The organism is Angustibacter aerolatus (assembly GCF_054776675.1).
Genome location: NZ_BAAHBM010000092.1, coordinates 1 through 11,635, shown reverse-complemented (window position 1 = coordinate 11,635; position 11,635 = coordinate 1). Strand labels below are relative to the sequence as shown.

Below are 11,635 nucleotides of genomic sequence, written 5' to 3'. Positions count from 1 at the left end.
GACGGCCCGGACGGGTGCGCGTTGTCGGCCGGGTCGGCGGGCCGGCGCACCCCGCCGGACGTCGTCCGCAGCCGCTCGGCGACGTCGTCGTCCGGGGTGTCGCTGAACCCTGCGCCGCCGTGCCAGAACCGGTCGCGCACCGCCGCGACCAGGGCGCCGGCCGCCGTCAGCCAGCGCGCCGCACCGGTGCAGGCGTGCAGCGCGAGCAGCCCCTCGACGACGTCGCCGTGGTCCTCGAGCGTGCCGGCCGGCGACCCGACCACGCCGTCGCGCGAGACCCGGCGCAGCACCCCGTCGACCACGTGCACGTCGAGCAGCAGGCCGGCCGCCCGCTCGGCCGCCTCGACCAGATCGGGTCGGTCGAGCAGCGCGCCGGTCTCGGCGAGCGCCGCCACCGCCAGGCCGTTCCAGGCCGCCACGACCTTGTCGTCGCGGCCCGGCTGCGGCCGGTCGCCACGCGCCTCGTGCAGGCGGGCCAGCACGTCGTCGAGCCGCGCGGAGGGCTCGGCCAGCCGGCGCAGCGTCGAGCTGCCGTGCTCGAACGTGCCGGACGCCGTGACGCCGAGCGCCTGCGCGGCCCAGGCGCCGTCGTCCGGGCCGAGCACGTCGACCAGCTGCTGCGGCGTCCAGGCGTAGGTGAGCCCCTCGACGCCCTCGGTGTCGGCGTCGAGAGAGCTGGCCAGCCCGCCCTGCGCGGTGCCGAGGTCGCGCACCATGAAGTCGCACGTCTCCAGCGCCACGCGGCGCGCCTCGTCGTCGCCGGTGAGCCGCCAGTGGTGCAGGTACACCCTGGCGAGCTGGGCGTTGTCGTACAGCATCTTCTCGAAGTGCGGCACCACCCAGCCGGCGTCGACGGCGTACCGCGCGAACCCGCCAGCGAGCTGGTCGTACGTGCCGCTGCGGGCCATGTGCTGCATCGTGTTCTCGGCCATCTCGAGCGCCAGCGGCCCGGTGTCGCCGCGCTCGCGGGCGGCGTGCCGCAGCAGCTGCTCGAGCACCATCGACGGTGGGAACTTCGGTGCCCCGCCGAAGCCCCCGCGCTCGGCGTCGTGGTCGCGGGCGATCCGCTGCACCGCGCGCGCCAGGTCGTCGGCCGACGGCGGCACCGGCTGCCCCGCGGGCACCGCGGCCCGCTGGTCGCGCAGCTGCTCGGCGATGCGCTGCCCGGCGCCGACCACCTCGTGCCGCCGCTCGCGCCAGGCCTCCCCCACCGCCGCGAGCAGCTGCCGGAACGAGGGCAGACCGCCGCGTGGCTGCGGCGGGAAGTACGTGCCGGCGTAGAACACCTGCGCGTCCGGGGTGAGCACCGCGGTCATCGGCCAGCCGCCGTGCCCGGTCATCGCGACGACGGCCTCCATGTAGACGGCGTCGACGTCGGGGCGCTCCTCGCGGTCGACCTTGATCGCCACGAAGTGCTCGTTCAGGTCGCGGGCGGTCGCGTCGTCCTCGAACGACTCGTGCGCCATGACGTGGCACCAGTGGCAGGCGGCGTACCCGACGCTCAGCAGCACCGGCACGTCGCGCCGCCGGGCCTCGGCGAACGCCTCGTCGCCCCACTCCCACCAGTCGACCGGGTTGTCGCGGTGCTGCAGCAGGTACGGGCTCGTCGCGTTCGCCAGCCGGTTCACGCCCCCAGCCTCACCCGGCCGACCGTCGGGGACCAGCCGGACGGCGGACCGGCTCGGGTACGGTCGCGGCCGTGCCCGCGCAGCCCGGCTGGTCCCCCGACGAGCTGGCTGCCGTCGACGCCGCCCACGAGCTGCTGATCGCCGCGCAGCGCCCCGACGGCCGGTGGCGCCAGGCCGTGCCGATCTGGGTGGTGACCGTCGGCGAGGACGTGGTGGTGCGGAGCTGGCACCGCCGCGACACCGGGTGGTTCGGCGACGCCGTGCGCACCGGGCGGGCGCGCGTCGACGTCCCCGGCCTGAGCACCGACGTCGTCGTCGCGGACGTCGGCGCCGACGACCAGCTGCTGCGAGACGCCGTCGACGCCGCCTACCGGGCGAGGTACGGGCCGGCGGGTGCCGCGTCGATGGTCACCGACGCGGCCGCCGCCACCACGCTGCGGCTCCTCCCGGTGCGGGGGCGTTCGTAGGTACCGTGCCGGGATGGTGACCGCGGGCGGCTCACCGAGATGCCGCGCGGCGGGCACTTCGCGGCCCACGAGCAGCCCGAGCTCCACGCCCAGGAGCTGCGCGAGGTCTTCCGGCCGTACCGTCCAGCCCGATCATCGGGTCAGTAGACGCTGTACCCGCCGTCGACGGTCAGCACCGAGCCGGTCATGAAGGACGACGCGTCGCTGGCCAGGAACACGACGGACGGCGCGATCTCGGCGGGCGTCGCGGCGCGCTGCTGCGGCGCGTCCTCGATCCAGTACCGCTGGAACTCCGGTCGGTCGACGGGCGCCATCTCGGTGCGCACGTACCCGGGCGCGAGGGCGTTGACCCGCACCCCGGCCGGCGCCCACTCGGCGGCCAGCGACCGGGTCAGGTGGTGCACGGCGGCCTTCGAGGCGTTGTAGCCGGGCTGCCACTGCGGGCGGTTCACGATGTCGGCGGACATGGACCCGATGTTGACGATCACCCCGCGCCCGGCGGCGACCATCCGGCCGCCCACGACGCGGCAGCCGTTCCAGACGCCGGTGAGGTTCACGTCGAGCACCTCGCGCCACTCCTCGTCCGTCACCTCCAGCGCGGGACGGTGCACGCAGGTGCCGGCGTTGTTGACCAGCACGTCGACCGGGCCGAAGGCGGCCTCGACCTCGTCGGTCGCGCGCTCGAGGTCCGCCACGCGCGTGACGTCGCCGGTGAACGCCTGCACGTCGAGACCCTCGGCGCGCAGGTCGGCGGCGACGTCGTCGCTGAGGTCGCGGTCGCGCGCGAACAGGGCGACCCGTGCACCGGCCTCGCCGAGCGCCCGGGCGTACGCGAGGCCGAGGCCGCGGTTGCCGCCGGTCACCAGCGCGACGCGACCGGCGAGGGAGAAGGTGTCGAGCACGGCCATGGTGGTCCTCCGGGTGGCGGCAGCGGGGTCGCGGCCACCTCACCACAGCCGGCGACACCCCGCCCTGCCGTGACCCAGAACACCCGGCCCCCCGGCACGTCGAGGCCGGGATCCGCCGAGGATGACGGGATGAGGAGCGGCGGCAGCACCCTGCGGTCGATCGCGCCGTCGGTGTTCCTGCCGGCGCTGGTGTTCGAGATCGGCAACGGTGCCGTGGCACCCGTCGTCGCGCTGACGGCGCTCGACCTGGGTGCGTCGGCCGGCACGGCGGCGCTGGTGCTGGCGCTGCTCGGCGTCGGGCAGGTGCTCGGCGACGTGCCGGCCGCGCGGCTGGCCGACCGGCTGGGCGACCGCCGCGCGATGCTGCTCGCCACCGGCGTCGCCGCCGCCTGCTTCATCACCTGCGCGGCGGCCCGGTCGCTCGTCGAGCTGGCGCCCGCTCTGGTGCTCGTGGGCGCCGCCAGCTCGACGTTCTACCTGGCGCGGCAGTCGTACCTCACCGAGGTGGCGCCGCTGCACCTGCGTGCCCGCGCGATGTCGACGCTCGGCGGGTCGCACCGCATCGGGCTGTTCGCCGGCCCCTTCCTGGGCGCCGCGGCCATCGGCCTGGTCGGCATGCGCGGCGCCTACGCCGTCGCCGTGCTCGCCTGCCTCGCCGTGGCCCTGCTGCTGGTGACGGTGCCGGACGCCGAGCGGCCGGGTGACCGCCCGGTGGCGGTGCGCGGCGGCACGACCTCGTGGCGGATGCTGCGCGACCACCGGCAGCTGTTCGCCACCCTCGGGCTCGCGGTGCTGGCCGTCGGCGCGGTGCGGGCGGCGCGGCAGACCGTGCTGCCGCTCTGGGCCGAGCACCTCGGCCTCGACGCCGGCCGCACCAGCCTCGTCTTCGGCATCGCGAGCGCGGTCGACATGGCGCTCTTCTACCCGGCCGGGCTGGTGATGGACCGGGCCGGGCGGCTCGCCGTCGCCGTGCCGTCGATGCTGGTACTCGGCGGTGCGATGGCGCTGCTGCCGCTGACCCACGGCGTCGTCGCGCTCACCCTCGTGGCGATGCTCATGAGCCTGGGCAACGGCATCGGCTCCGGCATCATGATGACGCTCGGCGCCGACACCGCACCGGCCGACGGCCGCAGCCGGTTCCTCGCGGTGTGGCGGCTCTTCGGGGACGCCGGCGGCGCGCTCGGGCCGCTCGTGGTCTCCGTGGTGGCGCTCGCCGCCTCGCTGGCCGCCGGCGTGGTGGCGATCGGCTCCGTCGGGCTGCTCGCCGCCGCAGGCCTCGCCCGCTGGGTGCCGCGCTGGTCGGCGTACGCCACGCCGTCCGCCGTCCGGGCAGAGCACGCGCGGATCGCCGCCCGGCGCTGACCGTCGTCAGCCGCGGCGCGAACTGCCAGCATGGCGCCATGACCGCACAGTTCGGCCCGCACCGCTGGTCGCCCAGCCCGCACACCGCGGCGCACACCGACGCCTACCGCGGGGCCGAGGTCGCCGTGCGCGACCTGCGCGGCGCCCGCGTCGTCGACTCCGACCTCACCGGCGCCCGCATCGTCGACTCGACGCTCGTCGACGTCGAGCTGTCGGGGTACGTCGAACGCCTGCGGGTCAACGGGATCGACGTCACCGCGTACGTCGAGGCCGAGCTCGACCGCCTGCACCCCGAGCGCGTGCAGCTGCGCGGGGTGCAGGACGCCGACGGGTTCCGCGCCGCGTGGCAGACCGTCGAGCGGCTGTGGGCCGACGACGTGGCGCGGGCCGAGCGGCTGCCCGAGGCCGCGCGCTCGGAGCGGGTCGCCGGCGAGTGGTCGTTCGCCGAGACGCTGCAGCACCTGGTGTTCATCACCGACTCGTGGGTGAGCCGCACGGTGCTCGACGAGGAGCGGCCGTTCCACCCGCTGGCCCTGCCGCAGACCGCCTACGCCCCGGGCGACGCCGCCGCCCTCGGCATGCAGCTCGCCGCCGACCCCACGTGGGACGAGGTGCTCGAGGCGCGCGCCGGCCGCCAGCAGGTGGTGCGCGACGTGCTCGCCGACCTGACCGACCGCGACCTCGGCCGCGAGTGCCTGCGGACGCCGGCGCCCGGCTACCCCGACGGCGGCCGCCCGGTGTGGGAGTGCCTGTCGGTGCTGCTGGAGGAGGAGATCGAGCACCGCCGGTACGCCGTCCGCGACCTGGCGGTGCTGGAGGCGCGGCTCACGGCGTGAGCGGGTCGGCGCCCTCCGGCTCGGCGGGCTCGGCGGGCTGGGCGGGCTGGTCCGGCTGCGTCGCGCGGTCGGCTGCGGCGGCGGCCAGCACCCGGTCGACGCGGCGCCGCACGCTCTTCCACGACCACACCTCGGTGCTGGTGCCGGCCGTGAACTCCTTCGCCAGCTCCGACCACGCCGGCGGCGGCACCACGGCGAGGTTGCTGCCGAACACCTGCGCGCGGTCGGCGCCGAACACCTCGAACCGCACGACGCCCTCGGCCAGCACCCGGCGTCCGCGCAGGTCGTGGCCCACCGGCAGGGTCGGCGCCCGCCAGTCGACGACCCCCGCCACGAAGTGCGTGTAGGCGCCGGCGCCCGACGTCTTGAGCCCGCGCACCTGCAGCACCGCCAGGTCGCCGCCGGCCAGCCGCACCGACCACAGGTCGCCGAGGGTCAGGTCGGCGGTCGACGACGGCACGAAGGGGTAGCCGGGCACCCCCCGAACGTAGCGAGAACCTGTCGGTGCGCCGTCCGGCGGGGCTAGCCTCGACGACGTGCCCAGCGCGGCCACCCCGACCACGCGACCGCACGAGGTCCGCTTCTGCCGGTCGTCGGACGGCGTGCGCATCGCCTACGCCGTGCACGGCTCGGGCCCGCCGCTCGTCGTCGCGTCGTGCTGGCTGAGCCACCTCGAGCACGACTGGGAGAGCCCGGTCTGGCGGCACTTCCTCGCCGACCTCGGCCGGTACGCGACCATCGTGCGGTTCGACGAGCGCGGCCACGGCCTGTCGGACTGGGACGTCGACGACTTCTCGCTCGACGCGCGCACCGCCGACCTCGAGGCCGTGGTCGAGCACGCCGGCCTCGACCGGTTCGCGCTCATGGGGATGGCGCAGGGCGGCCCGGTCTCGGTGCGGTACGCCGTGGCGCACCCGCAGCGCGTCACCCGGCTGGTGTTCTACGGCAGCTACGCGGCGGCGTTCCGCGACCCCACGCCGGAGGAGCTCGAGCTCAGCGACACGTTCGAGCAGATGGTCAAGGTCGGGTGGGCGCGGCCGGAGTCGGAGTTCCGGCGGGTGTTCACCTCGTTGATGATCCCCGGCGCGACCGAGGAGCAGATGCGCTGGCTCGACGAGCTGCAGCGGGTGTCGGTGTCGGCGACGAACGCGTTCACGGCGCGCCGCGAGCGCAACACCGTCGACGTCACCGACCTGCTCTCCGGGGTGACGCAGCCGACGCTCGTGCTGCACGCCAGGGGCGACCGGATGAACGACTTCGCCGAGGCCCGGGTGCTGGCGACGCAGATCCCCGACGCGCGGCTGGTCGCCCTCGACAGCTCGAACCACATCCTGCTCGAGCACGAGCCCGCCTGGCGGGTGCTCGTCGAGCAGGTGCGCGACGTCCTGGACGCCGACCGGGGGCCCGCCCGCGGCGCCCGCGACGGCGGCCTCGACGCGGGCCGGGCGCTGTCGCCGCGCGAGCTGGAGGTGCTGCGGCTGGCCGCGGCCGGGCGCGAGAACCAGGAGATCGCCGACGAGCTGTGCCTCAGCGTGCGCACCGTCGAGCGGCACCTGCAGAACGTGTACGCGAAGCTCGGCACGAGCGGCCGGTCGGCGCGCACCGCCGCGGTCGCGCAGCTGCTGGCCGGCGCCTGACCGCGTACGCAGGGCGCCCCGGCGTGCCCGTGCGGTTGGGTACCGGTACCGATGCGGTGCGGCAACCGTGGCTCCTAGCGTCGCCTGCACCGGCCCGCACCCGCGGGCCACGGACCGCAGGGAGCACCCCATGACCACCGTCACCGACGCGGCCGAGGCCGACCGCGCGCTCAAGCTCAGGCACCGCGCGACGTGGGCGCTGGGCGACTACGCCGCCGTCGCCGACGAGGTCATCCCCTCGCTCGGCCCGGTGCTCGTCGAGGCCGCCGGCGTGCGGCGCGGCGACCGCGTGCTCGACGTCGCGGCCGGCACCGGCAACGCCGCGCTGCCCGCCGCCGAGGCCGGCGCCGCCGTCACCGCGGTCGACCTGACGCCCGAGCTGCTCGAGACCGGCCGGCAGGCCGCGAGCGCCCGCGGCGTCGAGGTCGACTGGCGCCAGGGCGACGCCGAGGCCCTCGACCTGCCGGACGCGTCGTTCGACGTCGTGCTGTCGTGCGTCGGCGTGATGTTCGCGCCGCACCACCAGCGGGCCGCCGACGAGCTGGTGCGGGTGACCCGGCCCGGCGGCACCATCGCGGTGCTCAGCTGGACGCCCACCGGCTTCATCGGGCGGCTGTTCGCCACCATGCGGTCCTACGTGCCCGCGCCGCCGGCCGGCGTGCAGCCGCCGCCGCTGTGGGGCGACGAGGACCACGTGCGCGAGCTGCTCGGCGACCGCGTCGACGACGTCCGCGCCGTCCGCCGCTCGCTGGTGGTCGACCGGTTCGGCTCGGGTGCGGCGTTCCGCGACTTCTTCAGGGCGCGCTACGGCCCGACCGTCGCCGCCTACCGGGGCGTCGCCGACGACCCCGACCGCACCGCCGCCCTCGACCGCGACCTCGAGGCCCTCGGCGACGCCGCCGTCGACGGCGACGCGATGGGCTGGGAGTACCTGCTGGTCACCGCCCGCCGCCGCTGACCCGGGGGGCCTGCGCGCCACGTGAAGTCGGCTCCGGCACCGTTCGATGGGCGTGCACGCCTCTCGGACGGTGCCCCGGCCACGGGGAGCTCGCCCGGGTCAGCGCGGTTCGAGCTGGCGCGAGGGCACCCAGCTCTCGACCAGCACCGCCTGCCCCTCGTCGTCGACGACGTAGACCACGCGCCCCCGCCACACGTCGCCGGTGCGCGCCCACTCGACGAGCAGGCCCGGCCAGCGCCCCGGGGCGTCCGGCGGCCCGAGCACCCAGCAGTGCCGGCGCGACACCGGCGGGCCGGCGGCCACCGGGCGGGTGATGCCCGGCGGCTCGCCGGGTGCGGGCGCGAGGGCCGGTGCGGACGTCGTGGCCGGCGCCGGCGTCGGGACGGGCCTGCGCGAGCGGCCGGCGGCGAGCTCGGCGGTGTACTGCGCGCGCTCCGCCAGCGTCATGCCAGGGCGGAACCTCGGAGCAGCCGGCACCGGTCCAGCATGGCACGAATTCGAACACGTGTTCGATCGTCAGGATCGACCAGCTCGGCCCAGTCGAGCGCGACGGCGGGCACGAGGCCCGGCTGCTCCTGCTGCGGCTGCTCCTCCGACGGCTGCTCGACGGGGGTGGCGAAGCAGACCCAGCGCAGCGTGTACCCGGCCAGCCGCGGCAACCGCAGCTGCTGGGTCGAGCGCGGCTGCTGCTCCGGGTACAGCTGCAGCAGCGGATCCGCCCAGACGTGCTCCGAGCCGCCGAACTCGTCGTCCGCGCCGTCGCCGGTGTCCTCTGCGTCGTCGGGCGGGCGCGGGTGGTCCGGCTCCAGCGCCACCGCCAGCGACGTGCCCGGGGCCAGCTCGCTCCCACCCGTCAGGCCGCCGCCGTCCTCGAGGTGCTCGCCGCCGCAGAGCAGGGCCCACCCCGTGCTCGTGTCCGCCACCGGCGTCACGGCGTCGCACTCGTCGAGCCGGTCGAGCACCACGGTCCACCCGTCGGTGCCGTCGCTCAGGCGCACCAGCTCGGTCGACGAGAAGCCGCCCTCCGGGGCCGCGACCGCCGGCACCTGGGTAGCCGCTGCCAGCGACCCGGCCAGCAGCACGCCGGCGAGCGAGATCCCCCGAGCGTGCACCCGCCCATCGTCGTCCGGGCGGGCTGGTGGCGGGCGCACCCGGCCCCGGCGTCCCCCGTCCGGCTCAGCGCACCTCGAACATCACGTCGTCGGGGTAGCAGTAGCACCAGTCCTCGCCCGGCTCGGCCGACTGGATCACCGGGTGCTGCGTCGCGCCGGCGTGCGCGCTCGCGTGCAGCCCGGGCGAGGAGTCGCAGCAGCCGACGTGCCCGCAGGTCAGGCAGCGGCGCAGGTGCACCCAGCGGCCGCCCTCGGCCAGGCACTCGACGCACCCGCTGCCGGACGGCTCGACGTCGAGGTCGATCTGGTCGAGGTGCGTGCAGGTCGCCATGCCGCACATCATGCCCCGCACCCCTCGTCCGGGTGGGGCGGGTCCGGTCGGGCCGAGGGCGCGCGACCGTGGCAGGCTCCGCGCATGACCTCGCCAGCGCTGGACGCCGTCGTCGTCGGCTCCGGACCGAACGGCCTCGCCGCCGCGCTCGTGCTCGCCGCCGCGGGGCTGAGCGTGGAGGTGCTCGAGGCGCAGCCCACCCTCGGCGGCGGCTCGCGCACCCTCGACCTCACGCTGCCCGGCTTCCGCAACGACCTCTGCTCGGCCGTGCACCCGATGGCGGTGGCGTCGCCGTTCTACCGGGCGCTCGACCTCGACCGGCGCGGCATCGAGCTGCTGCAGCCCGAGGTGGCGTTCGCCCAGCCGCTGGACGGCGGGCGCGCGGGCATCGCGTGGCGCGACCTCGACCGCACCGTCGAGGGTCTCGGGCCCGACGGACCGGCCTGGCGCTCGCTCGTCGGCGAGCTGTCGGACCACTGGGAGGGTGTCATCGACTTCACCCTCGGCGACCTGCGCTCGGTGCCGCGCGACGTCGGCACCGCAGTGAAGGTCGCGCTGCGCACCCTCGAGCAGGGGTCGCGCGGCTGGAACGCCCGCTTCAAGGGCGACGTCGCACCCGCGATGTTCAGCGGGGTCAGCACGCACGCGATCATGCCGCCGCGCGGGCTGGCCCCCGCCGCGGCCGGGCTGATGCTCGCCTCGCTCGCCCACGGCGTCGGCTGGCCGATCCCCCGCGGCGGCAGCCAGGTGCTGGTCGACGTGGTGGCCGACCTGGTGCGTCGCCACGGCGGCAGCATCCGCACCGGCGTCCGCGTCTCGTCGCTCGCCGAGCTGCCGCCCGCCCGCGTCGTCTTCTTCGACACCAGCGTGCGCGGCGTGGTGCAGATCGCCGGCGACCGGTTGCCCGTGCGGTACCGCGACGCCCTCGGGCGGTTCGAGTTCGGGCACGCCGCCGCCAAGGTCGACTTCGCGCTGTCGGGCCCCGTCCCCTGGCAGGCCGAGCACCTCGACCTCGCCGGCACGCTGCACGTCGGCGCCAGCCGCGAGGAGATGATGGTCACCGAGCGCGAGGTCGCCCAGGGCCGCGTGCCCGACCACCCGTACGTGCTGGCCAGCCAGCCGAGCATCCTGGACGACACCCGCGCACCCGCCGGCCAGGGGGTGCTGTGGACCTACGCGCACGTGCCCAACGGCTGCACCGTCGACGTCGGCGAGCGGGTGACCGCGCAGATCGAGCGGTTCGCCCCGGGGTTCCGCGACGTCGTGCTGCACCGCTCGGTGATCCCCGCCTCGCACATGAGCGACCACGACGAGAACTACGTGGGCGGTGACATCGCCGCCGGCGCCCCGACCATGTGGCAGATGCTCGCGCGCCCGGCCCTGCGGTGGGACCCCTACCGCGTGCCGCTCGAGTCGGGCAGCGGCTTCGACGGGGCATACCTCTGCTCGTCGGCCGCCCCGCCCGGTCCCGGCGTCCACGGCATGCCCGGCGTCCACGCCGCGAAGCGCGCGCTGCGCCAGGTCTTCGGCGACCGCCGCGACCCGCTCGCTCTGGTGCGCGCCCTCGCCTGAGGCGCGCGCCGGCACCTCGTGAGGTCGCGGGACCGTCCGATGGGCGTGCACGCCTCTCGCACGGTGCCGCAGCCCACTTCACGTGGCGCGCGTCGGACGGCGGGTGCGCTGGTGGGCAGGACTCAAAGCGGTGGCACAGGCGCCTGCTCGCGGGGGGCGAGGAGCGCGGCCGAACCTCGTCGTACCGGCAGCAGCGCCGGCGTCCACGACGAGCCACCGGAGCCACCATGCGACGCACGACCGCACGCCCGACCCGCCACAGCGCGACGTTCTCCAGCTGGGGCAGCACCGCCACCGTCACCGTCGACGACGCCCGCCACCTCGGGACGGCGACCCGGCTGGCCGCGCACCACCTGGCCGCGGTCGCCCGGGCCTGCGACCGGCGCAGCGCCACCGCCGAGGTGCACCGGCTGCCCGCCGCCGACGGCGCACCGCTCGACGTCAGCCCCGTGCTGGCCCGGGCCCTGGCCGCCGCGCTGGACACCGCCGCGGGCACCGACGGCCTGGTCGACCCCACCTGCCCGGCGCCGCGGCACGACGAGCGCGCGTTCTGGGCGCGCGGGCACCAGGTGGCGGCCCGCCGACGGCGCAGCTGGCAGGACGTCGAGACCCACGGCACCCGGGTGCGGGTGCCCGGCGGCACGGCGCTCGACCTCGCGGCGACCGCCGTGCCCCTGGCCCTGGACGACGCCGCGCTGGCCGTCGCGCAGCTCACCGGGTGCGTCGTCGGCGTGCGGCTGCTCGGCTGCACCGCCCGGGTCGGCGCCGACGGCACCGCCGACGGGGTGGCCGTGGTGGCCGGTGACCGGGCGGTCGACCCGCGC

General features: G+C 76.4%; 13 protein-coding genes. 7 read left to right on the top strand and 6 right to left on the bottom strand.

What is annotated here, in order from left to right:
- Positions 1-1,628: thioredoxin domain-containing protein (locus tag ACYVI6_RS15975; protein WP_460447315.1), on the bottom strand; the 1,628-nt coding region annotated here is incomplete at its 3' end.
- A 71-nt stretch (positions 1,629-1,699) separates the two neighbouring features.
- Between ACYVI6_RS15975 and ACYVI6_RS15970 the strand changes: the two genes are divergently transcribed.
- The gene (locus tag ACYVI6_RS15970; RefSeq protein ID WP_460447314.1) at positions 1,700-2,095 is read left to right on the top strand and encodes a DUF2255 family protein; all 396 of its coding nucleotides are present in this window, start codon (positions 1,700-1,702) and stop codon (positions 2,093-2,095) included.
- 140 nt (positions 2,096-2,235) lie between these two features.
- Here ACYVI6_RS15970 and ACYVI6_RS15965 read toward each other — a convergent pair whose 3' ends face one another.
- Positions 2,236-3,003, bottom strand: coding sequence for an SDR family NAD(P)-dependent oxidoreductase (locus tag ACYVI6_RS15965; RefSeq protein ID WP_460447313.1), 768 nt, complete (start codon positions 3,001-3,003; stop codon positions 2,236-2,238).
- Positions 3,004-3,132: 129 nt separating this feature from the next.
- Here ACYVI6_RS15965 and ACYVI6_RS15960 point away from each other — a divergent pair, with 129 nt between their 5' ends.
- Both ACYVI6_RS15960 and ACYVI6_RS15955 read left to right on the top strand, forming a co-directional pair.
- A complete protein-coding gene (locus ACYVI6_RS15960) occupies positions 3,133-4,365 on the top strand; it encodes an MFS transporter (protein ID WP_460447312.1) in 1,233 nt (410 codons plus the stop codon).
- Positions 4,366-4,403: 38 nt separating this feature from the next.
- Entirely contained in the window at positions 4,404-5,201 is a 798-nt protein-coding gene (locus ACYVI6_RS15955) for a DinB family protein (protein WP_460447311.1), read from the top strand.
- Here the strand turns inward: ACYVI6_RS15955 and ACYVI6_RS15950 are convergent.
- Complete coding sequence (locus ACYVI6_RS15950) at positions 5,191-5,679, bottom strand: hypothetical protein (protein WP_460447310.1); 489 nt, start codon at positions 5,677-5,679, stop codon at positions 5,191-5,193. The genes ACYVI6_RS15955 and ACYVI6_RS15950 overlap by 11 nt on opposite strands.
- Before the next feature lie 58 nt (positions 5,680-5,737).
- Here ACYVI6_RS15950 and ACYVI6_RS15945 point away from each other — a divergent pair, with 58 nt between their 5' ends.
- Positions 5,738-6,838, top strand: coding sequence for an alpha/beta fold hydrolase (locus tag ACYVI6_RS15945; RefSeq protein ID WP_460447309.1), 1,101 nt, complete (start codon positions 5,738-5,740; stop codon positions 6,836-6,838).
- Between the two features lie 130 nt (positions 6,839-6,968).
- Positions 6,969-7,796: a class I SAM-dependent methyltransferase gene (locus ACYVI6_RS15940; RefSeq protein ID WP_460447308.1), complete on the top strand. Its 828-nt coding sequence runs from the start codon at positions 6,969-6,971 to the stop codon at positions 7,794-7,796.
- Positions 7,797-7,895: 99 nt separating this feature from the next.
- Here ACYVI6_RS15940 and ACYVI6_RS15935 read toward each other — a convergent pair whose 3' ends face one another.
- From ACYVI6_RS15935 to ACYVI6_RS15925, 3 genes are all read right to left on the bottom strand, one after another.
- Positions 7,896-8,243 carry a hypothetical protein gene (locus ACYVI6_RS15935; RefSeq protein ID WP_460447307.1) on the bottom strand — a complete coding sequence of 116 codons (348 nt, stop codon included), beginning with the start codon at positions 8,241-8,243 and terminating at the stop codon, positions 7,896-7,898.
- Positions 8,240-8,908, bottom strand: coding sequence for a hypothetical protein (locus tag ACYVI6_RS15930; protein WP_460447306.1), 669 nt, complete (start codon positions 8,906-8,908; stop codon positions 8,240-8,242). Before ACYVI6_RS15930 ends, ACYVI6_RS15935 begins: the two co-directional genes overlap by 4 nt.
- A gap of 64 nt (positions 8,909-8,972) precedes the next feature.
- Positions 8,973-9,239 (bottom strand): UBP-type zinc finger domain-containing protein, encoded by a 267-nt coding sequence (locus ACYVI6_RS15925; RefSeq protein WP_460447305.1) that lies wholly within the window; start codon positions 9,237-9,239, stop codon positions 8,973-8,975.
- Between the two features lie 84 nt (positions 9,240-9,323).
- On the opposite strand from ACYVI6_RS15925, the gene ACYVI6_RS15920 reads away from it, so the two are divergent.
- Both ACYVI6_RS15920 and ACYVI6_RS15915 read left to right on the top strand, forming a co-directional pair.
- Complete coding sequence (locus ACYVI6_RS15920; protein WP_460447304.1) at positions 9,324-10,811, top strand: phytoene desaturase family protein; 1,488 nt, start codon at positions 9,324-9,326, stop codon at positions 10,809-10,811.
- Between the two features lie 227 nt (positions 10,812-11,038).
- On the top strand, positions 11,039-11,635 hold a 597-nt coding region (locus ACYVI6_RS15915), incomplete at its 3' end, for an FAD:protein FMN transferase (RefSeq protein WP_460447303.1).

Coding starts and splice junctions, on each gene's coding strand:
- ACYVI6_RS15925 (WP_460447305.1), bottom strand. CDS start 9,239: ATGGCGACCTGCACGCACCTCGACCAGATCGACCTCGACGTCGAGCCG.
- ACYVI6_RS15965 (WP_460447313.1), bottom strand. CDS start 3,003: ATGGCCGTGCTCGACACCTTCTCCCTCGCCGGTCGCGTCGCGCTGGTG.
- ACYVI6_RS15960 (WP_460447312.1), top strand. CDS start 3,133: ATGAGGAGCGGCGGCAGCACCCTGCGGTCGATCGCGCCGTCGGTGTTC.
- ACYVI6_RS15940 (WP_460447308.1), top strand. CDS start 6,969: ATGACCACCGTCACCGACGCGGCCGAGGCCGACCGCGCGCTCAAGCTC.
- ACYVI6_RS15955 (WP_460447311.1), top strand. CDS start 4,404: ATGACCGCACAGTTCGGCCCGCACCGCTGGTCGCCCAGCCCGCACACC.
- ACYVI6_RS15920 (WP_460447304.1), top strand. CDS start 9,324: ATGACCTCGCCAGCGCTGGACGCCGTCGTCGTCGGCTCCGGACCGAAC.
- ACYVI6_RS15935 (WP_460447307.1), bottom strand. CDS start 8,243: ATGACGCTGGCGGAGCGCGCGCAGTACACCGCCGAGCTCGCCGCCGGC.